Source organism: Chelativorans petroleitrophicus (assembly GCF_025398195.1).
In the GTDB taxonomy this organism is placed as follows: Bacteria; Pseudomonadota; Alphaproteobacteria; order Rhizobiales; family Rhizobiaceae; genus Chelativorans; species Chelativorans petroleitrophicus.
In genome coordinates this window covers 95,982-116,899 of sequence record NZ_JAODNV010000015.1, presented here as the reverse complement: position 1 = coordinate 116,899, position 20,918 = coordinate 95,982, and the positions used below count along the sequence as shown (strand labels likewise).

The window sequence follows — 20,918 nt, the reverse complement described above, 5'->3', positions numbered from 1 at the left end:
CGATCTTCTTCAGCCGGGCATTCTCCTGCTCAAGCTCGCGCAGCCGCTTCATCTCCGACGGCATCATGCCGGAATACTTCTTCTTCCAGTTGAAGTAGTCGCCTGGCTGATCCCCGCCTTCCGGCAGATCTGCGCCACCGTCGTCCCGTCCTCACCCTGCTTGATGATGAACGCCTTCTGCGCGTCCGTGAACTGCGATGCCTTCATCACTTCCGCTCCTCTTCCAGCCAGGAAATGGCGCGGAAAACTCTAACCCGATTCGAGGGCATTTAAGGGAGGCAGACCAGCTTCGTCCGCTCCCTCATCGAACGTCGGCAGCTCAAGGAGCGTGTAGCCAGCGAACTCGTCGGTCTCGATCAGGAGCTGGGACTTGGAGTTTTTCGTAAAGAGGGCGATTGAAGGATGCCACGGCTTGCCAATGTCTTCGATGACGTCGCGTGCGTACGTCCCGACGTCCTGGTCCGATCCATGGCTGTCTGGCTCAAGAAGCCTGGCGGTAGGCCCATCCGACCTCGAGGTCGGCACGCAGGTCATGCAGAGCGTTCACGCCGACGCGCTTGCCAGCGAACTGAAGCGCGTCGAGGTGCTCCGTCATGCGGGCCAGCTCGGCCTGGAACAAGGCCTCCAGCTGGTCTCTGGTCAACGTTGACGCCGCAGGCTTCATCTTCATCTCTTGCAGCAGCATGTTGAGCCGCCGGGCCATGTAGCCTGCCCTCATATAGCAAGACTGGTGGAGAGAAAGTGAAAGGTGGCTCTGGGCGATTCTGGAGAAGCGCCTTGGGATGCGCGGCCGCCAGTAGAAGACGTTTCCCCTGCGGACGAGATTCTGGACTTCGCGTCGTCTAGCCATCCCCGACTGCCCCGACTCGAAGGACTGGGTACACCCGATGTGCCACAGCCCTGTGCCCCAGTTGCGTGCACAAACGCGCAAGACGGCCCGGAATCGGATTCGCAGCTGACGGATTGCGGAACTAGATCAAGGACTTGGAGATAAGCTGGCTGGGGCGCCAGGATTCGAACCTGGGATCGCGGGACCAAAACCCGCTGCCTTACCGCTTGGCTACGCCCCATCGCCCGGGCTATGAAACGAACCGACCTGCAAGCGACGCCGCCCGATATAGACAGTCAGCTGCCACGACGCAACGCAGAATAAAGCCGTTCACAGCCCTCTGCGGTCGATACGGGTTGCACCTAGAGTACCCCATCTCCAGGGACCGCCCTTGAACAATAGAGGTTGATGCGGGCCGCGCGCGGGAAACCACTGCCTAGATACCCGCCCTGCATGGTGTCACACGCGGTTTCGCCGGACCAGCACCTCTTCCCAGGCAAGCGCGTGGCGCACGATCTCTTCCAGGTCGGCGTGAGCGGGCCGCCATCCCAGCACCTTGAAGCAGCGATCGGGATTGGCCACGATGGCAACGGGGTCTCCCGGCCGGCGGCCGGACTCGACCACCTTGAAGTCCTGGCCGGAAACGCGCTTGACCGCCTCGATCACCTCGCGGACCGAATAGCCCTGCCCATAGCCGCAATTCGCAACGAGGCTTTCCCCTCCTCCGCGCAGATGCGTCAGGGCGAGATAGTGGGCGTTCACAAGGTCCGTGACGTGGATGTAGTCGCGGATGCAGGTGCCGTCGGGCGTGTCGTAGTCCGTGCCAAACACTTCCATATGCGCCCGCTTGCCTGTGGCCGTCTCGCAGGCGACCTTGATCAGATGCGTGGCGCCCCGGGTGGACTGGCCGGTGCGCTGCTTCGGGTCCGCACCCGCGACGTTGAAGTAACGCAAGGCCGCGTAGGTGAAGCCGTGGGCCGCCGCCGCGTCGGCAAGCATCATTTCCGTCATCAGCTTCGAGCGGCCATAGGGTGATTCGGGCTCCAGCGCCTCGCCCTCCGGCACGGGAATCACGCGCGGCGTCCCGTAAACGGCGGCGGTAGAGGAGAAGATGAAGTGTTTCACGCCGCCGCGCACTGCGCATTCGATCAGCGCGCGGGATTTCACCGTGTTGTTCAGATAGTAGCCGAGCGGGTCGGCCACCGATTCGGGAACGATGATGGAGCCGGCGAAATGGATGATGGCGTCTACGTCATAGCGGCTCAGGATGTCGTCCACGAGCGCCTGGTCGCCGATATCGCCGACGATGAGCTTGGCGGCGTCCGGAACGGCCCAGTCGAAACCGGTGGAAAGCCGGTCGAGCACGACCACGGTTTCGCCATGGTCAAGCAGCTCCCAGACCATGTGGCTGCCGATGTAACCTGCCCCGCCTGTTACCAGAACCGCCAAACCTGACCCTCCAATCCAAAAGGGCCACGGGCTTTGCGCCCACGGCCCTTCATTTCAGTTCAAGCGGACTGCGCCAGGAAGCGCCAATCAGGACCGGGCAAGGCCCAGGCCCCTGATCACGCTCCAGCCCGCCGGCACCAGGCAGGCCGCGAGCGCCACCTTGACGAGATCCGGCACCACGAAAGGCACCACACCGAAAGTCCAGGCGCCTTCCGCCCCGATAAGCATCGCAAGCCAGGCAAAGCCGAGGGCCATCATCACCACTTCAGCCGTAAGCATCGCGCCGAAAAGCTTGAAGACGTTGCGGTCCCAACCGCGGTCCGCCGCATAGCCGACAATGACCGTCATGGCCACGAAGCCCGCGAGATATCCGCCAGTGGTGCCCAGCATGTAGGCGAGACCGATGCCCTTTTCCGGCGTCGCCTGGAAGACGGGCAGTCCCGCGGCGCCTTCCGCGAGATAAAGAAGAACCGTAGCCAACCCGAGCCGCAGGCCGAAGCTGGCGGCGATGAGGAGCACGGCGAGCGTCTGCAGCGACATGTCTACCGGCCCCAGAACCAGCCTGGTCTTTGCCGAGAGCGTCAACAGCAATGTGCCGGCGACGACGAGAAGACCCTGCGCCAGAATGCGCGCAACACCCGATTCGGGAATTGCCTGGGATACGAGCGGACGGGAAGCAAGCGCCTGCGACATGGAGCCTCCGTGGCTTTGGCGTACTAAAAGGATTGCGCCTTTTCTATATTCGCTTCCGGTGAAGGCGGCAATCTCTCCATAACTGCCGCGCAAGAAAGAGCGTCATTGCCCATGCCTCTCGATTTCGACAAAAGCTTCGAACCGCAGTACGGCTCTGCCATCGAGGTGGCGCCGGGCGTAAGGCGGATCACCGCGAACAACCCGAGCCCATTCACCTTTTACGGCACGAACACCTACATCGTCGGCGGTAAGGGCGCGCTCGCCATCATCGATCCCGGGCCCGAGGACGAGGCGCATCTTCAGGCCCTGCTTGAGGCAGCGGGCGGGCAGCCCATCAGCCACATTCTCGTCACCCATACCCACCGCGATCATTCGCCTCTGGCGCGGCGGCTTTCGGAACTTACCGGGGCGCCCGTTTTTGCCGAGGGTCCGCACCGTCCGGCAAGGCCTCTCGGCGCAGGCGAGGCCGGCCACCTCGACGCGAGCGGCGATACGGCATTTGAACCCAATATTCGGCTTCACGACGGTGCAGTGGTGGAAGGCGACGGATGGGCGCTGCGCGCCATCCACACCCCGGGCCATGCGGCCAATCACATGGTCTTTGCGCTGGAGGGTACCGGCCTCGCATTTTCCGGCGATCATGTCATGGCATGGTCGACCACTGTCGTTGCGCCGCCCGACGGTTCGATGACCGACTATATGGCCTCGCTCGACAGGCTGATGGAGCGAAGGGACAGGCTGCTTCTGCCCGGGCACGGCGGTCCGGTCCGGCAACCGCAGACCTTCCTGCGCGGCCTCAAGGCGCATCGCAGGATGCGCGAACGGGCCATCCTGGAGCGGCTTGCCGCCGGGGACAGAACCATCTCCGAGATCGTTGCCGCCATCTATCGCGACACAGACCCCCGCCTTCATGGGGCGGCCGCCCTTTCCGTTCTGGCGCATCTGGAGGATCTGGTCGCCCGCGGGCGCGTCAGGTCAGAGGGCCCGCCCTCCCTCGACGCTGTGTACCGGCCTGGCTAACGCTACAGGCTTTCGCCCTCCAGGCGGCGGTCAAGCTCTTCGAGAAAGCGCCGGATCCGCGTTGCGTTTTCGCCCAGATCATGCCGCCCGTAACGGGAGACCGAGCGCATGTCGACATAGGTGCCGTTGAGACGCTCCTCGACTCGAATCGCCACGTCGGCTGGAAGGCCCAGCAGAAAGGAATGCGCCACCGCTTCTATTGTCACGGAGGCGAACTCTTCGCCCTCGGGCAGCGGCGTCAGAAGTTCCCAGCCCCGGTCCTCCAGCAGGCGACGGACGGCGGTCAGCACCTGCTCGCCGGCATGTTCGTAGCGTCTTCCGGCCAGATCGGGGTATGCCCCCACCTGCAGCAGCCTATCCTTCTCGGATGCCGGCCGCAGCGGATTCATGGGCGGCACGCGCAGCGCCCTCGCCTGCACGAGCTGAGGCGGCCGTGAAATATCGGTCGAAATGTCCGTCAGGCGGGGATGAACGGCAAATCTGTAAGCCGACACCCCGTAAGGCACGAGCGCCAGAGCCGAAAGCAACGCGCCGAGCAGGGCCGATTTGAGCCCATAGAGCCCGTGCTCCCAGAACTGCACGACGCCCATGATGGCAAGACAGAAGCCGGCAATCGCAATGAGAAAGACGACGCCGAGGAGCCAGAAAAACGGCACGGTTTCCAGAATGCCGAGGCGGTGAGACGTGGCGGACGTCAGAAAAAGAACGACGGCAAATGCACCGACGCTGCGGGAAACGCATGCTGCCTTTGAATATCTCGGCTCCAGTGTCCTCATCTGCTCCCGCGCCCGCAACCATTGTATCCATTAGAACCCGATCGGGAACCGGCAAAGCAAGCGATATCCGCCGGGCGTGGATTTCGCGCCCCGCGCGGTGGGCGCGCCACCACGAATCGGCCATAAGCATCTCCTGATGGAACTTTCAGGAGTGTTTATGCATTTCTGGCGGTTCAGGGTTTGGGGGGTAGCGTATGGTAACCTATGACAGCTTCGATTGTGGAAGAATCCGGTACCGCCCCGCCGCTTGAACTTGTCGAGCTCGAGCTGGTGCTCAGGCACCAGGATTTCGTGGAAACAGGGTTTGAAGGCGCGGTGCGCCAGGCGCTCGAGCGGATCGGAGGCTCGCTGCTCTTTCGCATGCGCATGGACGGCGTTGACGGATACGATTGGGTCGCCGCCGTGCAGCTCGGCCACGAAGAGAACCACACGCTGGCGATCGTGGCGCAGCCCACCGATGGCGGCCCGCTTCTGGTGGAAGAAGCCGCATCGAGCAAGTTGCCTGTTGCCCGCCTTGCTGAAGCCTATGCCGACCTTATGAAGCAATTTGCCACCTCTTGAGGCGGGTAAGGCACAGCCTTGCCAGGAGGAAATCCGATGCAGAAAGGCAGACCAGCACCAGGATTCCAGCGCAATCCACAGAAGCGTATCGACATCCTTCCCCATGACCGCAAGGTCAGCGTGACCGCCGGCGCTGTGGTGCTCGCGGCAACATCCAGGGCCAGCCGCCTGGACGAGGAAGGCTACCCACCGGTGCTCTACATTCCCTTCGAGGACATCAACTTCGCCAGTCTGCAGAGGACGGAGCTGAAGACGCATTGCCCCTATAAGGGCGACGCGTCCCACTGGAGGCTGGCGATGGCAAGCGAGCCGCAGCGCCGCGAGGTCATGTGGGCCTATGAAGATCCCTATGACGAGATGCTCGCCATCAAGGGCTACGGCGCCTTCTACCCTGATCGCGTGACGATCGAGGAAGAGGAGCGCTGACGCTCCCCTCAGTGCGGGCGGCAACAGGCCTGCGCTGCCGATAGCCGCGCGATGGGCAGCCGGAACGGCGAACAGGACACATAATCGAGCCCGATCTCTTCGAAAAAGCTGATCGATGCGGGATCGCCCCCGTGCTCTCCACAGACGCCCAGCCGCAACCCGGGACGAGCTGCCCTGCCCTTCTCCGCCGCCAGCCGCACCAGCGCGCCCACGCCATCGAGGTCGAGCGTGACAAAGGGATCCTGCTCGATGATCCGCTGGCGCCGGTAGTCCTCCAGGTAATCGCCCGCGTCATCACGTGATATGCCGAACGTGGTCTGCGTCAGGTCATTGGTGCCGAAGGAGAAGAATTCCGCTTCGCGCGCGATCTCGCCGGCATTCAGCGCCGCGCGCGGCAGTTCGATCATCGCGCCCACCAGATAGTCGATGGCCGCCTTCTTCTCTTTCAGCACCTTAACCGCAACGCGGTCGATGATCTTCTTGACGAAAGAGAACTCCGAAGCGGTGCTTACGAAGGGCACGATGATCTCCGGCACGACCGGCATGCCCGTCCTGCCCGCCGCCTCGACCGCGGCCTCGAAGAGTGCGCGCGCCTGCATCTCCGCGATCTCGGGATAGCTTATGGCGAGCCGGCAGCCGCGATGGCCGAGCATCGGGTTCTGCTCCCGCAGGCTTTCGATACGATGAAGGAGGCTTTCCGCATCGACCTTCATCCGCTCGGCAATCCGGGCAATGTCCTGCGGGTCGCCCGGCAGGAATTCGTGTAGCGGCGGGTCGAGCAGGCGAATGGCGACGGGCAGGCCCGCCATGATCTCGAACAGCTCCGTGAAATCCGCCCGCTGGAGGGGAAGCAGCTTGTCGAGCGCCTCCCGGCGCCTTGCCTGCGTGTCGGACAGGATCATCTCGCGCATGACGCTAATGCGGTCCGGACCGAAAAACATGTGCTCCGTGCGGCACAGCCCTATGCCTTCTGCGCCGAAGGCGCGTGCTGCGCGCGCGTCATCGGGCGTTTCGGCATTGGCCCGCACCTTCATGCGGCGATTCTCCTCCGCCCATTGCATGACCGTGGAGAAATCGCCGGAAAGAACGGGCTGACGCAGAGGCACCGCCCCCGCCAGCACCTGGCCCGTCGAACCGTCGATCGTGATGATGTCGCCACGCCTGAAGCTCCGGCCCAGCGCGGAAACGGTCCCCGCACGGTAGTCGATGCGCAAGGTGCCGGCGCCTGAAACGCATGGCTTACCCATGCCGCGCGCCACCACGGCCGCATGGCTCGTCATGCCCCCGCGCGTCGTGACAATTCCCTCGGCAACGTGCATGCCGTGGACGTCATCCGGGCTGGTTTCCACGCGCACGAGAATGACCTTTGCGCCATGGGCGGTCATGCGTTCGGCCTCCTCGGACGAGAAGACGATTTCACCCGTCACCGCGCCCGGCGAGGCGGGCAGTCCGACAGCGATGACCTCGCCCTGCGCCTCAGGGTCGATCGTGGGATGAAGGAACGAGTCGAGGGCGCCAGGGTCGATGCGGCAGAGCGCCTCCGCCCGTGAAATCAGGCCCTCTTCAGCCATCTCGACTGCCATCCTGAGTGCGGCCCGCGTGGTCCGCTTGCCAGTGCGTGTGTGCAGCATCCAGAGCTTTCCCCTCTCGATGGTGAACTCCAGATCCTGCATGTCGCGGAAATGGGCTTCGAGCCGCCCGGCAATTTCGGCCAGGGCGGCGAAGGGCTCCGGCATTAGCTTTTCCAGGGAAGGCAGGCCGGACCTCGCCTCCCGGCGGGCGCGCTCGGTAAGGTGCTGCGCGGTGCGGATTCCCGACACCACGTCCTCCCCCTGCGCGTTGACGAGAAATTCGCCATAAAGCCCCTTCTCGCCCGTGGAGGGGTTGCGCGTGCATGCGATTCCCGTGGCGGAGTCCCGGCCCATATTGCCGAACACCATGAGCTGGACGTTGACCGCCGTTCCCCAGTCATCGCGGATATTGTGCAGGCTGCGGTATGTGACGGCGCGGGGGCTCCTCCAGCTTCCGAACACCGCCTTGATCGCGCTCCAAAGCTGCCTGCACGGGTCCTGCGGAAAAGGCTCACCGGATTCGACCTCCACCTGCGCCTTGAAGCGCGCGATCACGTCCTGCCAGTCTTCAGCCGAAAATTCCGTATCGACGTCATAGCCCCGGCTTGCCTTTTCCTCGTCCAGAATCTCCTCGAACAGATCATGGGCGAGGCCGAGCACCATCTCCCCATACATCTGGATGAACCGGCGGTAGCTGTCATAGGCGAAGCGCGCGTCGCCCGACTCCAAGGCGAGCGCCTTAACGGTCCGGTCGTTCAGTCCGACATTCAGCACCGTGTCCAGCATGCCGGGCAGGATTACGCGCGAACCCGGGCGCACGGAGACCAGAAGCGGGTGCTGCGCGCCTCCGAACTCCCGGCCGGTGATGCGCTCCAGTTCGCGCAGCGCATTCTCCACCTGCGATTCGAGTTCCGGCGGCCAGCTGCCCTCATGGACATGAAAATAGGTGCAGGCCTCGCTCGTGATGGTGAAGCCCGGGGGCACCGGCAGGCCCAGCCTGCACATTTCGGCAAGATTGCTGCCCTTGCTGCCAAGCAGGTCCCTGTCGCCGGCGCTGCCTTCGGCCTGTCCGTCTCCGAAGCTGTAAGTCCACTTCGTCATCAGTCCCTTCGTACTCCGCAAGCTTCGCCGGTCAAACAGGATAATTCGCTTGCTCTTCCCACCTTCTTGCGCCGGATGGATTGAAGATCGCTTTAAGCTGCCGACCTCTGGGGGGCGGGCCGATCCTCCTTCAGCCAGTCATAGCGTTGGACATAAGCCGGGGCATGACAATCCCTCAAAGCCAAATTCACGCGAAGCGGCTTGCGCGTGACGGCCGCGGCTGTTAGAACAAAAACAGAACATCGAGGAGGACCGTTATGCGCGAGACTGGAAAGCTCGATTATCTCGAAATGCCCGCAGCCAACGGCACGCTCGACAGCGTCAAGGCCTTCTATGCCAACGCCTTTTCGTGGACCTTCACCGATTACGGCCCCAGCTATTCGGCCTTCAGCGAGGGGCTCGACGGCGGTTTCTACGGCTCTCCGGTGGAAGGCACCGACAAGCCTCTACCGGTTCTTTATTCCCATGAACTTGAAGAGACACTGCGGCGCGTGGAAGAGGCAGGCGGACGCATCGTGAAGCCGATCTTCAATTTCCCCGGCGGCCGGCGCTTCCATTTTCTGGACCCGGCGGGAAACGAGCTGGCGGTCTGGAGCGAAAAATAAACCTTATCGGCGAAAGTAGCGCCCACGCTGGTTCGGGTGTGTTGGCGTAGATTAGGCCCTCGCGGGGACGAGGCTCAGCTTGCCTCGCGCATGCGCTCAGCCGTCTGCAGATCGACGGAGACGAGCTGGCTCACCCCCTGTTCGGCCATGGTCACGCCGAACAGGCGGTTCATGCGCGCCATGGTGATCGGGTTGTGCGTGATGACGATGAAGCGGGTCTCGGTGGAAGCCGCCATCTCGTCCATCAAATTGCAGAAGCGCTCGACGTTGTGATCGTCCAACGGCGCATCCACCTCGTCGAGCACGCAAATGGGAGCCGGATTGGTCAGGAAGACGGCGAAGATGAGTGCCAGCGCCGTCAAAGCCTGCTCGCCGCCCGAAAGCAGCGTCATCGTCTGCGGCCTCTTGCCGGGCGGACGGGCAAGAATCTCCAGACCCGCCTCCAGCGGGTCCTCGGATTCGACGAGTTGCAGTTCCGCCATGCCGCCGCCGAACAGATGGGTGAAGAGCCGCTTGAATTGACCGTTCACCACGTCGAATGCGGCAAGCAGACGCTCGCGCCCCTCGCGATTGAGGCTCTGGATCGCCTGGCGCAGCTTGCGGATCGCCTCGATCACGTCTTCGCGCTCCGAGATGATTCCGTCGAGCCGTTCGGAAAGCTCGCGGCTTTCCTCCTCCGCGCGCAGGTTCACCGCGCCCAGCCTCTCGCGCTCGATCTTCAGCCGCTCCAGCCTGCGCTCCACGTCGGCCACATCCGGCAGCGGGTCATCGGGCTTCAGCTCAGCGTGGCGGATAGCCAGATGCGCGGGCACGTTCAGCGCTTCCTGAATGCGCGCTTCGGCCTCCTTGCGCCGCTCCTCGGCGGCAGCCTGGCGTTCCTCCGCGCGCACGCGGTTTTCGCGCGCGGATGCAAGGGCCTGGTTCGCTTCGTTCGCGCGTTTGTCGAGCTCGACCTGCCGGTTCTCCGCCTCCTGCAGCCGGTCGCTTGCCGCCTTGCGCAGGCGCTCGGCTTCGGCAATCTGGGTCAGCAAAGCGCGCCCCCTGGCCTCGATCTCGTCCGGCGCATCGGCCAGCTTCTCGAGGTCGGCAGCAGCTTCGGCGCGGCGTTCGGTGAGCGCCTTGATCTGCTGTTCCGCATTCTCGGCACGCGCGCTCCAGCTCTTGCGCTCCTCGGCGATCGCGGCAAGCCTGCGCCGGCGCGTCTCGGTCTCCCGGCGCAGCCCTTCATGAGCCGCCCGCGCCTCTGCCGCCCTGGCGCGCGCATCGGCCACTTCGGCGGTCACGGCAGCGAGCCGTTCCTGAAGCTCGGAAATGTCGGGCGCGGCCGCGACGGTTGCCTCCGCCTCAGCAAGCGCCTTGACGGCCTCCGCGTGCTCCTCCACAAGGCGCTGCCGCGAGTCCTCCAGTGCCGCGCGGCGGGTCGCAAGTTCACCCGCGGCCTTTTCGGCGTTGGCAAGCGCGTCGCGAGCGCCGCTTACCGCGCGCTGCCTCTCACGCAGGTGCTCGCGAGCTTGCCGCTCGCTCTCCACGGCCTCTTGCACCGCCTTTTCGGCATTTTCCAGTACGCTCTCGGCCGCCCGCAGCGCTTTGGTCGCGGCGACGGCTTCACGGTCGAGCTCGGCCAGCCGGTTCTTCTGGGCGAGCCGCTGCGCAGCCGCGGTGGGCGCCTCGGCGCTCGCCACATAGCCGTCCCAGCGCCATAGCGCGCCATCCAGGCTCACAAGGCGCTGCCCCGGTTTCAGCTCCTTCTGCAGCCGCGGACCGTCCTGCTTTTCGACAATGCCGATCTGCGCGAGGCGTCGGGAAAGCGCACTCGGCGCCCGCACCACCTCGCTCAAAGGCCGTACCCCTGCAGGCAGCGAGGGATCGTCCGGTGCCGGCTCGGCACCCGCCCAATGAGCGGGCGCGGCCGGATCGAGCGGCACATCAAGGTCCTCGCCAAGCGCAGCCCCGAGCGCCGTTTCGAAGCCGGGCTCCACCTGCACTTTCTCCAGAACGGCCGGGAAAAGGTCATTGCCCCCGGCATTCAGCACCTTGGCGAGCGTGCGGGCCTCCGTCTCGATGCGCTGCAGTTCCGCGCGCGCCTCGTTAAGCGGCGGCCGGGCGGCGGCTTCCGCAGAGCGCGCTTCAGCCACGGTCTTTTCCGCGTGACCCACCGCCTGCTCCGCCTTCTCCTGGGCCGCGAGCGCTTCCTCCAGCTCGCGGCGCTTCTGCGCCGGATCGGGCAAGCCCGAGATCGCCTGAGCGATCTCGGCCAATTGCCGGTCAGCGGTTTCGAGCTGACGCGCCAGCCGGTCGCGGCGGTCCCTTCCCTCGCGTACCGCGCGCTCGGCTTGCGTGCGGGTGGCGGTTGCCTCCGCCTTGGCGGCGGTCAGCGCTGAGAGCGCCGCCTCCTTTTCGGCCAGATGCGCGCTTGCCGCCTCCAGAGCGGCAGCAAGTTCGGCCTCCCGCCCCTGCCCGCCGTCTTCCGCCTCGCGCAGCGATTCCTCCTCGGCGGCAAGCCGGGCCAGTGCGTTCGCATTGTCGCGGATCATCTGCTCCTCACGGGCAATGTCCGCGTCAAGCTGCTCGATGCGCCTGGTGAGTTCCGCGACCCGCTCGCGCACGCGGCGCGCCTCATCCTCCATCTGCGCGCGGGCAATGTTGAGCCGTTGAAGGGCGGCGGCGGCGGACGCCTCGGCTTCGCGCAGTTCAGGCAGGCGCTTGGCGGCGATCGCCTGTTCCTTCACCGCCTCCATCTGCGCGTTCGCGCACTCGGCAACGCGGCTCATGGCCTCCGACAGCGCAGATTTCGCCTCCGCCTCCTGCTCCTTGGCCTGGGTCCAACGCAGATGGAGAAGCGTGGCCTCCGCCTTGCGGATTTCCGCCGAAAGATTCTTGAAGCGCGCCGCCTGCCGCGCCTGCCGCTTGAGGCTTTCGATCTGGGTTTCGAGCTCGCGCACCACGTCGTCGAGCCGCTCCAGATTCTGCTCGGCGGCCCGCAGGCGCAGTTCCGCCTCGTGCCGGCGCGTATGCAGGCCGGAAATGCCGGCCGCTTCTTCTAGAAGCGCCCGGCGCGCTTGGGGCTTGGCCTGGATCAATTCGCCGATGCGCCCCTGCCCCACCATTGAAGGCGAGCGCGCTCCGGTGGACTGATCGGCAAAGAGAAGCTGCACATCGCGCGCACGCGCCTCCTTGCCGTTGATGCGATAGACGGAGCCCGCTTCTCGCTCGATGCGGCGGGAGACCTGAAGCTCGTCGGCGTCGTTGAAAGCGGGCGGCGCGGTGCGGTCGGAATTGTCGAGGAACAGGGTAACCTCGGCGGTATTGCGCGCCGGCCGTGTCGCCGAGCCGGAGAAGATCACGTCGTCCATGCCCGAGGCGCGCATGTTCTTGTACGAGCTTTCGCCCATGACCCAGCGCAGGGCCTCGACCAGATTGGACTTGCCGCAGCCGTTCGGCCCGACGACGCCCGTGAGCCCAGGTTCGATGACGAACTCGCTGGGCTCGACAAAGGACTTGAAGCCGAGAAGGCGGAGCTTCGTGAATTTCATGCGCGGCGCTCCAGACGCGCAGAAAGGGCGCAGCCGATGGTGGCGGCGTTATTGCAGAAGCGGATCGATGATCGCCGACATCTGCTCAATCGACATTGCTCCCGAATACTTCTTCCCGTTTATGAAGAAGGTAGGCGTTGCATCAACCCCGAAATCCGCTGCTCCTCGCGCACGTACCGCTCTCACATCGTCAAGAAGCGCCTGGTTCGTCAAGCAAGCCTCGAAGGACTCCTGTGTAAAACCGGCAAGCTTCGCAATATTCAGGAGCGCTGTACGGGCGTCCTGCACGGGGGCCCAATTTCCCTGCTGCTTGAAGAGGACATCGACCATCGCGAAGTACTTGTCCTCGGCGCAGCGCGCGAGCATGAAGCCGGCCTCCGCCCGCGGGTCGAAGGGGAATTCGCGCAGGATGAGCCGCACCTTGCCCGTATCGATGTACTTCTCCTTCAGCGCCGGATAGGTGTTGACGTGAAAGTTGGCGCAGTGGCTGCATGTCATCGACGCGTATTCGACGATCGTCACGGGGGCGTCGTCGGCGCCCTGCACCTTCTCCGGGAGCGCGCCCGGCTCAAGCAGCTTGTTCATATCGACTGTGCCGGACGGTTGCGGCGCATCGACGGCGGCCGTTGTCATGTCATCCTGGGCCTGCGCAGTGCCCTTTCCGTCACTGCAGGCGGCAAGGAGTGAAAGCGCCGGAAGAGCGGCGATACAGGAAAGAAGACGCCTGCGGGTAGTCGGTTCAGTCATGCGAATCATCAAGCTCCGTTTGAATCCTACCGCTTGCGGACAATCGGCGATAGTTCAGGTGAAATAGGCGATCATGCGCGTGATACCAAACGGGAATTTAACCGGCCATCCTCACGAATCCGCGAGCGGAGGTTTCCGCCGCGAGGCGAGCAGGCTCTCGCCGAGCCGTTTCAGGCTGTCCCGCAGCCCCTCCTCTTCGATGCCCTCGGTAAGCCTGTCGAGCCTCTCGCGCTCGTCCTGCGAAAGCGTACGCACGGATTTCGGCCGCTCGGCAGGCCTACGCGCGACCGGTTTCTGCACGATCTTGATCCGCCCGATGGCCGCAAAACCCAGAAAGCTGTTGGCGCGCGAGATGATCTCCGCCGTCTCGTGCTGCACGTAAAGCGCCGCCGGCCCTTCGCAGGCGATGACAAGCGTCGCCGGCTCGAAGGGCTCGTCCTCGCTTCGCCGCCTCGGCCAGGCGATTTTCTCCGGTTGCGTGCGGTCGGCCAGCCGCTCTCCGACGATCTCCGGCCAGGACTGCACCAGCGCGACCGAAAGCCCCGCCCTGCGCCGCAGGACGGGATCGAGTATCTCCGATGCCAGATCGCTGACGGGGACGGGATTGTGCCCGCCGCTTTTCCCTGTCATGAGCTTGTCCTCGTTTGAACCTTCAGCCTATCGCAAACTGGCGCCAATGACACCGACAATAACGGCCAGGAAAACACATGAAGAGGACCGCGGCGCAACCGCCGCCGCGCTCCTTTCCTGGTACGATCGGCATCATCGCCGGCTGCCCTGGCGGCTTCCGCCCCGTGAAGTGCGGAACGGCGCCTCTCCCGACCCTTACCGGGTGTGGCTGTCCGAAATCATGCTGCAGCAGACCACGGTTAGCGCCGTAAAGCCCTATTTCGAGCGTATCATGGCGCGCTGGCCCACGGTCGAGGCCTTGGCCAATGCCGATGCGGACGACGTGATGAAGGCCTGGGCAGGGCTCGGCTACTATTCGCGGGCGCGCAACCTGAAGAAATGCGCCGAAACCGTGATGGACCGCCACGGCGGCGCCTTTCCCGACACGGAGGAGGAGCTGAAGCGGCTTCCCGGCATCGGCGACTATACCGCGGCCGCGATCGCTGCCATTTCCTTCGGGCGGCCTGCGGCCGTCGTTGACGGCAATGTGGAGCGGGTGATCGCCCGCCTGCATGCCATCGAAACGCCCCTGCCCGCCGCAAAGGCCGAGATCAGACACATCGTCCAGCGCTTGGTTCCGGAGGACCGGCCCGGCGACTTCGCCCAGGCGATGATGGACCTCGGAGCCACGATCTGCACCCCTCGCAGCCCGTCCTGCATCCTGTGCCCGGTCCGCGACAGCTGCGCGGCCCGTGCGCTCTCGGCGCCCGAGCGTTTTCCGGTGAAAGCGCCGAAGGCGGAAAAGCCCTCGCGGCAGGGTGCGGCCTTCGTCGCCGTGCGGCCCGATGGCGCCGTGATGCTGCGCCGCCGGCCCGAAAAGGGCCTCTTGGGCGGCATGAGCGAGGTGCCCACGAGCAGCTGGACCGCACGCCGCGACGGGGCCAGCGGTACGGATGCCGCCCCATTTCCCGCCGAATGGAAGAGCCGCGGGACGATCACCCACGTCTTCACCCACTTTGCGCTCACGCTTTCCGTCTACCGCGCCGATGTCGAACACCGGCCGGCGCCGGCCGGCCACTGGTGGTCGAAGCCGGCCGACCTTGACGGTGAAGCGCTGCCCACCGTTATGAGAAAGGTGATTGAAGCCGCCATCCCCGGTGCGACGAAAGCAAGGAGAACTTCCAAAAAATGAGCGAAATTCGCCACATCGTTTTCGACATCGGCAAGGTCCTCATCCATTACGACCCGGAAATTCCCTTCCGGCGCCTCATCCCCGATGCCGAGCGGCGCCGCTGGTTTCTCGAAAATGTCTGCACCCATGAATGGAACCTGGAGCAGGACCGGGGCCGCACATGGGAGGAGGCCGAGGCGGAACTCCTTGCCGTTCATCCCGATGAGGAGACGAATATCCGCGCCTTCCGCCGCTATTGGCACGAGATGGTGTCCCATGCCTATGAGGATTCGGTGGAGATCCTGGAGGGCCTGCTTGATGCCGGCCATGACGTGACGATGCTCACCAACTTCGCCGCCGATACCTTTGCCGAGGCGCGCAAGCGTTTTCCGTTCCTCGAAAAGCCCCGGGGTGTCACCGTTTCCGGCGAGATCGGCCTGATCAAACCCGACCGGGCGATCTTCGAGCACCATGCCGCAGCCTTCAGCCTTGAACCTTCAGCCACACTCTTCATCGACGACAGCCCGGCGAATGTGGCAGGCGCCAAAGAGGCCGGATGGCAGGCCGTTCAGTTCGTGGGCGCGGACACGCTACGGGCGGATCTGGCGCGGTTCGGGTTGATGCCGCGGCGATAAACGCGCCGCGGCAATATCAGACATTATAATGCCGGCATCGGCAAAGCTTATCAAACTTCAAAAGGCCTTCATATCCGAGTTCACGCGCCCGGACTCAGGCATTAATTTATGAACCCTCATCATTCTCAATACAAATAGAAATATACATCATTCGTATTACCTAAATTCGGTTTAGGCGGATACACTCCCCCATGTAGATATTTACAATGTTAAGGAAAAGGCGATGCCATCATCTTTATCGCTCCCTTCGCAAGCCCCTACGGCATCCGCAAGCTTTCATGAGCAGGCTTCTTGTCAGCCAGACCTTCGCCGCCGCGGCCCGTCATCCGCGGCGGAACGTCGGCCGCCCATGATCGGAGCCCTAGATTTTGGCTCCGTCTACCAGAACACCGTAATATCGCCAGAGGATGGTCTCGCGCCGTCATGGGGCGATGTGGTGATTGAGGGCGCCCGATGGGTCGGGCAAAAGGCCCATAATTACTACGAGCGGACGCTCCAAACCTTGCCCAGGCTCAAAAAAACCCTGCCCAGATGGATCGACTCTCAGAAGCGTCAATACCCGATAGCAGATGAACGGCGGTTTCTCTACAATGGGGCCTTCGCCGGACTGGGCGAACTCAATCAGCTTTTGCTTGACAGCGGCGATCAGTCCAACCTCCCGCTCGCTGAACTTGAGCGTGTGAATGGCAGCTTGGCCAACCTCAAAAGCGCGTTTGACGAATTCATCCAGTTGCGGAAAATGGAGAAGGATGAACCCTTCAAAGCATTAGCCAAACTGCTCATTTCGCCTAGCCGCGACACACTCCAATCCCATCTCTATAGAGAGTATCTGCTTCCGGCCGTGGCTCAGATACTGGCGATGAACGGAGTCCAGTTCTTGACGTCGGCGGTCTTGAGCCAATTCATGAATACATTGCCCCAAAGTGTGCAGGACGCCATCGTACGGGAAGTACTTGGCGAAGAGGCGGTGAACGATCCGGATGCGCTGTCCAAAGCAATCTCCAAGGCGCCGGAATATGTGTTTGACCAGGTCGAAGGCCTGATCAGCCGGCAGCTCGCAGAGGAGTTGCTGGCGTCTCATGATCTGACCGAACAGGGACGCGAATGTCTTGAAAGAGTGGTCGATGCGATGGACAAGTTCTCTCATCCGCCGAGCACCTTTCTCAATGAAGTAAACGCCGAGCCTTGGGAGTCGTATGCTGTACAGGCCCCCGCGGCGGCGGCCGGCCAAACGGCGGCAACTTACTTCAGAAACGACCCGCCGTTTTCCAAATCCCTGAAAACGGCGTTGTCGGGATTGTTGGCAGGCTCCCTGGTCCATTTTGCAACCCGGCTGATCCAGGGTAAAATATGGGATGCATTCTTCCCAGAAGCTTTGGCGAACACTCTCTTCACCCTCGTGTCTGCGTTCGTCGAGCCTGAAATTTCTGCAGGTATTGAACAACATGCAAAATCTGGAAATACATCAAAATATTGCAAGATACTTGCTCTAGCAGTTACAAAATTCATTCTTAAAGAATTTAAGATGGCATTCGCACTTGCACTAAATGGCAAGAACATCAATTCGCTGGGAGGAATGCAGGCGCACGTTCGGAATGCCGCGGTGACAATAGCAGCACCGTTTGCCAATTTTGGTTTACAAATGGGGCTCAACCGCTGGTACGATTACAGCAAGAAAAATTCTGCAGACTACCGCTTTTCATCGCAGGTTGTCGAAACCGCCGAGGCGGTCGATAGTCTGATTGAGGCGTTGCAGCAAAAGCTTTCCCAAAATGAACTCACGCCAGAGCAGCATGAGGCATTCACCCAGGCGCTGCAACTTCTCGAAGAGTGCAAGAGAATAAAGGAGTGTGTGGATAACTGGAACCCCGGTCCGGAAGCCATATCTTCCGACGAGCTTTCTCGCGTACGGGACGCAACCATAGACCAGTACGCAACGCTGGCGCAGTCATCGGCCATGGCCGCGCATAACATTCAATATTAGCGGTCTCTGGCGTTCGAACGCGCCCGTCAGAACGGCCTGCCTGACCTCCCTCAAAGAGCGCGGGCTGCAAGTATCAGGCGCCCACGCTCTCCAGGTTTTGCCGGGCGATACGGCGCAGCTCGTCGATCGGCTTCAGGGCGCCGTCTTCCTCGAAATGCCAGAAGGTCCAGCCATTGCAGGCGTCCAGCCCCTGAACGCGCGCGCCGAGACGGTGGATTGATCCCGACTCCTGGCCGATGGCGATCGTGCCGTCGGCCCGCACGTCCGCGGCCCAACGCCTCGCCTTGTCGAAAAGCCTCGTGCCAGGCTTCACAAGCCCTGAATCGACAAGGCTGACAAAGGCCACGCGCGGCTCGCTGCGCTTGGCCATCAGGGGGGCAAGACTTGCCTCGTCCAGAGGTTCCACCGCGGCGATCCGCGCCTCGGCGGCGGCAACGTAGCTCGCATCCCGCTCGATACCGACGAAATGACGCCCGAGGCGTTTGGCCACGGCGCCAGTTGTGCCCGAGCCAAAAAACGGGTCGAGCACCACATCCCCCGGCTTCGAGGAGGAAAGAAGCACTCGCGCAAGAAGCGCCTCAGGCTTCTGCGTCGGGTGCACCTTGCTTCCATCCGCGTTTCTGAGGCGCTCCTTTCCTGTGCAGATGGGAAACAGCCAGTCCGAGCGCATCTGTAGGTCGTCGTTCGCCGCCTTCATGGCCTCGTAGTTGAAGGTGTAGCCCTTCGCTTCCCGGTGGCGGGATGCCCAGATCAGGGTTTCGTGCGCGTTCTGGAATCGCCGCCCGCGGAAATTCGGCATCGGGTTCGTCTTGCGCCAGACAATGTCGTTCAGGATCCAGAAGCCCAGATCCTGCATGATCGTGCCGACGCGAAAGATATTGTGGTAAGAGCCGATCACCCAGATCGTGCCGGTGGGCTTCAAGAGCCGCCGCGCCGCAAGCAGCCACGCGCGGGTGAAGGCGTCATAGGCGGCAAAACTTTCGAACTGATCCCACTCGTCATCCACCGCGTCGACCAGCGACTGGTCCGGCCGATGAAGCGCGCCTGCAAGCTGTAGGTTGTAAGGCGGGTCGGCGAAAATCAGGTCGACGGACTTCTCCGGCAGAGCCTCCATCACCGGAATGCAATCGCCCTTCAGGATCGAATCCAGCCATTCGGGCTCGGCGGAAGGATGGGTAGCCTCCTTGAGAGGACGCACAGCGGACATACGCAGACCTCGACGCAACGGCGTTAACTGAGCGTTATGGTTACCGACGAGGGTAAATTTTCCGTAAGGAGAATCCCTCAGATCCCGATTATTCTATCTTTAGTTGCAGCAATATCGGACATCATGCTATTTTTGATTGTATCACCAAAACGATATCATGATGGAGATATCGCATGCGTCTTTCATACTTTCTTGCATTTATGTTCGCGCTCTTCGGCGCGGCGCCAGCCCTTGCACAAAGCAAGACGATGCTCGTGCTAGACGGTTCGGGCTCGATGTGGGGGCAGATCGGCGGTGTACCGAAAATCGAGATCGCGCGTGACGTTCTGCGCGATGTTCTCAGCGCGATCCCGGGCGACCGGGAACTCGGCCTGATTGTATACGGTCATCGCCGGGAAAAGACCTGCACGGACATCGAAGTGGCCGTACCGGCGGGCGTCGGGACAGCGGAACGGATTGTGCAATTTGCCGAAAGCGTCAATCCGAAAGGCATGACGCCCCTCACGGACGCCGTGCGCGTGGCTGCGGAGGAGCTGAAATACGAGGCCGATCCTACCAATATTATTCTTGTCACGGACGGTATTGAAACATGCCACGCGGATCCCTGCGCCGTTGCGGAGCAGTTGGAGGAGCGGGGTATCGATCTTACCGTCCACGTCGTGGGTTTCGGCATTTCCGATGAAGAAGGCAAGCAGGTGGCCTGCCTGGCCGAGCGCACGGGCGGCCGCTACCTCAGCGCGGCCAATGCTTCGGAACTGTCCGAGGCTCTGGCCATAGCGGTCGCCCCGGAGGAGCCTGAAACCGTCCCGGAAGATGCCGGCGAGCCCTCAAACGAGGAGGAGCGCGCCGCAGTGCCCCAGCCGGCCAAAGTGGAACGGAACCTCGTCTGCGTCGCGCGGCTTGCCGAAGACGGCACGCCGATGGCGAGCAATCAAGCCGTAAAATGGGAATTCTTGCCCCTTGGAGAGGATGGTGATCCAGCCGAAGAGGCTGAAGCCCGGATCAATGATAGCATCTGCAACACCCATCTCGCGCCGGGCCGGTATCTCGCAAAAGCGCGCCTGGGCAACATCGTCGTAGAGCAGCCGATCTTGGTGACGGACGATAGTGTCACGCAAGTCGAGGCAATCTTCAATGCAGGAAAAGTCACCGTTACCGCGAAGAACGCGGCGAACGACGCCCTGCCCATGGAGGATGCCCGCCTGACCGTCGCCTCCCGCGACGGCATGATTCAAGGTCGCGGCATACTGTCCGCCTTCGTCAGCGCTGGTCCTGTCACGGCGATAGGGCGCACCGAGAATGCCACGGTCGTTGAGGAGCGCATGATTTCTGCCGGTGAGGAAATCGAAATCGATCTGATCCTCGGCTCCGGCACCATTCTCCCCTCCGCCGCCTACGCCGAAGGCAGGCCGGTAGAGGACAGCAACAGTGTCACCTACGAGCTGATCGCAGCCGAGCCGAATGCAGAAGGCGAGCGCGCGGTCTTCTACCTGGGCTCGGGCGCGGAAGCCAAGGAGGTTCCGGCTGGCCGTTATCTCCTGCGTGCGCGGCGCGGCCAGGCTGAGGCAACTACGCCCATCGTTGTGCAGCCAGGCCAGATCATTCAGCCTACGGTTAACCTCAATGCCGGCACGCTCTACGTGAATGCTCCTAGCGCCTATCGCATCGAATTCCTCGACGCATTCGGCACGAAAACCTATGGCAGCACTTTGGGCGAGGAAGCCGAGGAGGTTTTCAATGCGGGCGCCTATAAGGTGCGGGTCACCTATGACGAAGGCGCTTACGAGAGATATTTCGTAGCGACCGTCCAGGCCGGCGAGCGCACCGAGGTGAAGATCGAATACGAGGTGCTGTCGGAATAGCCGCGGCTCCAAGCCGGCCCTTCCCGCCTCGCACCTGCCCGGCGGGAAGGGCCACATGTTCGTCTGCAACCAAGTTGCGCCGGAGGCCGTTCCGGGGTTATTGGCTCGGTCTCATCCAACCCCAGCGCACAGGTTCTCC

Annotated in this window: 17 protein-coding genes, 1 tRNA gene and 1 pseudogene; 8 read left to right on the top strand and 11 right to left on the bottom strand. The window is 62.9% G+C overall.

The genetic code is table 11. The features are described from left to right. The 5 genes and pseudogenes from NYR54_RS14395 to NYR54_RS14375 form a co-directional block, all read right to left on the bottom strand. Positions 1 to 207 (bottom strand): annotated as a pseudogene (locus NYR54_RS14395) (transposase); the annotation flags it as partial. Positions 208 to 481: 274 nt separating this feature from the next. Continuing rightward, positions 482 to 703 carry a hypothetical protein gene (locus NYR54_RS14390; RefSeq protein ID WP_261516384.1) on the bottom strand — a complete coding sequence of 74 codons (222 nt, stop codon included), beginning with the start codon at positions 701 to 703 and terminating at the stop codon, positions 482 to 484. A gap of 293 nt (positions 704 to 996) precedes the next feature. Further along, a tRNA-Gln gene (locus tag NYR54_RS14385) sits at positions 997 to 1,070 on the bottom strand. Between the two features lie 218 nt (positions 1,071 to 1,288). Then, positions 1,289 to 2,278 (bottom strand): UDP-glucose 4-epimerase GalE, encoded by a 990-nt coding sequence (gene galE / locus NYR54_RS14380; protein WP_261516383.1) that lies wholly within the window; start codon positions 2,276 to 2,278, stop codon positions 1,289 to 1,291. An 87-nt stretch (positions 2,279 to 2,365) separates the two neighbouring features. After that, entirely contained in the window at positions 2,366 to 2,971 is a 606-nt protein-coding gene (locus NYR54_RS14375; protein ID WP_261516382.1) for a biotin transporter BioY, read from the bottom strand. A gap of 111 nt (positions 2,972 to 3,082) precedes the next feature. Here NYR54_RS14375 and NYR54_RS14370 point away from each other — a divergent pair, with 111 nt between their 5' ends. Continuing rightward, positions 3,083 to 3,991 (top strand): MBL fold metallo-hydrolase, encoded by a 909-nt coding sequence (locus NYR54_RS14370; RefSeq protein ID WP_261516398.1) that lies wholly within the window; start codon positions 3,083 to 3,085, stop codon positions 3,989 to 3,991. Between the two features lie 2 nt (positions 3,992 to 3,993). On the opposite strand, the gene NYR54_RS14365 is transcribed toward NYR54_RS14370, so the two are convergent. After that, a complete protein-coding gene (locus tag NYR54_RS14365; RefSeq protein WP_261516381.1) occupies positions 3,994 to 4,767 on the bottom strand; it encodes a DUF1499 domain-containing protein in 774 nt (257 codons plus the stop codon). A gap of 204 nt (positions 4,768 to 4,971) precedes the next feature. On the opposite strand from NYR54_RS14365, the gene NYR54_RS14360 reads away from it, so the two are divergent. Next, on the top strand, positions 4,972 to 5,328 hold the full coding sequence (locus NYR54_RS14360) for a hypothetical protein (RefSeq protein WP_261516380.1): 357 nt from the start codon (positions 4,972 to 4,974) through the stop codon (positions 5,326 to 5,328). A gap of 36 nt (positions 5,329 to 5,364) precedes the next feature. Then, positions 5,365 to 5,754 carry a DUF427 domain-containing protein gene (locus tag NYR54_RS14355; RefSeq protein WP_261516379.1) on the top strand — a complete coding sequence of 130 codons (390 nt, stop codon included), beginning with the start codon at positions 5,365 to 5,367 and terminating at the stop codon, positions 5,752 to 5,754. Positions 5,755 to 5,762: 8 nt separating this feature from the next. Here the strand turns inward: NYR54_RS14355 and ppdK are convergent, their stop codons facing one another. Further along, positions 5,763 to 8,426 carry a pyruvate, phosphate dikinase gene (ppdK, locus tag NYR54_RS14350; RefSeq protein ID WP_261516378.1) on the bottom strand — a complete coding sequence of 888 codons (2,664 nt, stop codon included), beginning with the start codon at positions 8,424 to 8,426 and terminating at the stop codon, positions 5,763 to 5,765. 257 nt (positions 8,427 to 8,683) lie between these two features. Here ppdK and NYR54_RS14345 point away from each other — a divergent pair, with 257 nt between their 5' ends. Next, entirely contained in the window at positions 8,684 to 9,031 is a 348-nt protein-coding gene (locus NYR54_RS14345; protein ID WP_261516377.1) for a VOC family protein, read from the top strand. 74 nt (positions 9,032 to 9,105) lie between these two features. On the opposite strand, the gene smc is transcribed toward NYR54_RS14345, so the two are convergent. The 3 genes from smc to NYR54_RS14330 all read right to left on the bottom strand — a co-directional run bounded on the left by smc (position 9,106) and on the right by NYR54_RS14330 (position 13,941). After that, positions 9,106 to 12,564, bottom strand: a complete 3,459-nt coding sequence (smc, locus tag NYR54_RS14340) for a chromosome segregation protein SMC (RefSeq protein WP_261516376.1) — start codon at positions 12,562 to 12,564, stop codon at positions 9,106 to 9,108. 48 nt (positions 12,565 to 12,612) lie between these two features. Beyond that, positions 12,613 to 13,311 carry a DsbA family protein gene (locus tag NYR54_RS14335; protein ID WP_261516375.1) on the bottom strand — a complete coding sequence of 233 codons (699 nt, stop codon included), beginning with the start codon at positions 13,309 to 13,311 and terminating at the stop codon, positions 12,613 to 12,615. A gap of 111 nt (positions 13,312 to 13,422) precedes the next feature. Next, complete coding sequence (locus NYR54_RS14330) at positions 13,423 to 13,941, bottom strand: DUF721 domain-containing protein (RefSeq protein WP_261516374.1); 519 nt, start codon at positions 13,939 to 13,941, stop codon at positions 13,423 to 13,425. A gap of 46 nt (positions 13,942 to 13,987) precedes the next feature. Here NYR54_RS14330 and mutY point away from each other — a divergent pair, with 46 nt between their 5' ends. The 3 genes from mutY (at position 13,988) to NYR54_RS14315 (ending at position 17,710) form a co-directional block, all read left to right on the top strand. Beyond that, on the top strand, positions 13,988 to 15,112 hold the full coding sequence (gene mutY / locus NYR54_RS14325; protein ID WP_261516373.1) for an A/G-specific adenine glycosylase: 1,125 nt from the start codon (positions 13,988 to 13,990) through the stop codon (positions 15,110 to 15,112). Continuing rightward, positions 15,109 to 15,726: an HAD family hydrolase gene (locus tag NYR54_RS14320; protein WP_261516372.1), complete on the top strand. Its 618-nt coding sequence runs from the start codon at positions 15,109 to 15,111 to the stop codon at positions 15,724 to 15,726. Before mutY ends, NYR54_RS14320 begins: the two co-directional genes overlap by 4 nt. Positions 15,727 to 16,075: 349 nt before the next feature. Continuing rightward, on the top strand, positions 16,076 to 17,710 hold the full coding sequence (locus tag NYR54_RS14315; protein ID WP_261516371.1) for a hypothetical protein: 1,635 nt from the start codon (positions 16,076 to 16,078) through the stop codon (positions 17,708 to 17,710). Positions 17,711 to 17,783: 73 nt separating this feature from the next. Here the strand turns inward: NYR54_RS14315 and NYR54_RS14310 are convergent, their stop codons facing one another. Then, positions 17,784 to 18,917 (bottom strand): site-specific DNA-methyltransferase, encoded by a 1,134-nt coding sequence (locus NYR54_RS14310; protein ID WP_279327542.1) that lies wholly within the window; start codon positions 18,915 to 18,917, stop codon positions 17,784 to 17,786. A 173-nt stretch (positions 18,918 to 19,090) separates the two neighbouring features. Between NYR54_RS14310 and NYR54_RS14305 the strand changes: the two genes are divergently transcribed. Continuing rightward, positions 19,091 to 20,779, top strand: a complete 1,689-nt coding sequence (locus NYR54_RS14305) for a vWA domain-containing protein (protein WP_261516370.1) — start codon at positions 19,091 to 19,093, stop codon at positions 20,777 to 20,779. Positions 20,780 to 20,918: the final 139 nt, after the last annotated feature.

What these genes read in the sequence shown, in the direction of transcription:
- NYR54_RS14390 (WP_261516384.1), bottom strand. Translation starts at nt 703, where the DNA reads ATGGCCCGGCGGCTCAACATGCTGCTGCAAGAGATGAAGATGAAGCCT.
- NYR54_RS14375 (WP_261516382.1), bottom strand. Translation starts at nt 2,971, where the DNA reads ATGTCGCAGGCGCTTGCTTCCCGTCCGCTCGTATCCCAGGCAATTCCC.
- NYR54_RS14370 (WP_261516398.1), top strand. Translation starts at nt 3,083, where the DNA reads ATGCCTCTCGATTTCGACAAAAGCTTCGAACCGCAGTACGGCTCTGCC.
- NYR54_RS14365 (WP_261516381.1), bottom strand. Translation starts at nt 4,767, where the DNA reads ATGAGGACACTGGAGCCGAGATATTCAAAGGCAGCATGCGTTTCCCGC.
- NYR54_RS14360 (WP_261516380.1), top strand. Translation starts at nt 4,972, where the DNA reads ATGACAGCTTCGATTGTGGAAGAATCCGGTACCGCCCCGCCGCTTGAA.
- NYR54_RS14355 (WP_261516379.1), top strand. Translation starts at nt 5,365, where the DNA reads ATGCAGAAAGGCAGACCAGCACCAGGATTCCAGCGCAATCCACAGAAG.
- ppdK (WP_261516378.1), bottom strand. Translation starts at nt 8,426, where the DNA reads ATGACGAAGTGGACTTACAGCTTCGGAGACGGACAGGCCGAAGGCAGC.
- NYR54_RS14345 (WP_261516377.1), top strand. Translation starts at nt 8,684, where the DNA reads ATGCGCGAGACTGGAAAGCTCGATTATCTCGAAATGCCCGCAGCCAAC.
- smc (WP_261516376.1), bottom strand. Translation starts at nt 12,564, where the DNA reads ATGAAATTCACGAAGCTCCGCCTTCTCGGCTTCAAGTCCTTTGTCGAG.
- NYR54_RS14335 (WP_261516375.1), bottom strand. Translation starts at nt 13,311, where the DNA reads ATGACTGAACCGACTACCCGCAGGCGTCTTCTTTCCTGTATCGCCGCT.
- NYR54_RS14330 (WP_261516374.1), bottom strand. Translation starts at nt 13,941, where the DNA reads ATGACAGGGAAAAGCGGCGGGCACAATCCCGTCCCCGTCAGCGATCTG.
- mutY (WP_261516373.1), top strand. Translation starts at nt 13,988, where the DNA reads ATGACACCGACAATAACGGCCAGGAAAACACATGAAGAGGACCGCGGC.
- NYR54_RS14320 (WP_261516372.1), top strand. Translation starts at nt 15,109, where the DNA reads ATGAGCGAAATTCGCCACATCGTTTTCGACATCGGCAAGGTCCTCATC.
- NYR54_RS14315 (WP_261516371.1), top strand. Translation starts at nt 16,076, where the DNA reads ATGATCGGAGCCCTAGATTTTGGCTCCGTCTACCAGAACACCGTAATA.
- NYR54_RS14310 (WP_279327542.1), bottom strand. Translation starts at nt 18,917, where the DNA reads ATGTCCGCTGTGCGTCCTCTCAAGGAGGCTACCCATCCTTCCGCCGAG.
- NYR54_RS14305 (WP_261516370.1), top strand. Translation starts at nt 19,091, where the DNA reads ATGCGTCTTTCATACTTTCTTGCATTTATGTTCGCGCTCTTCGGCGCG.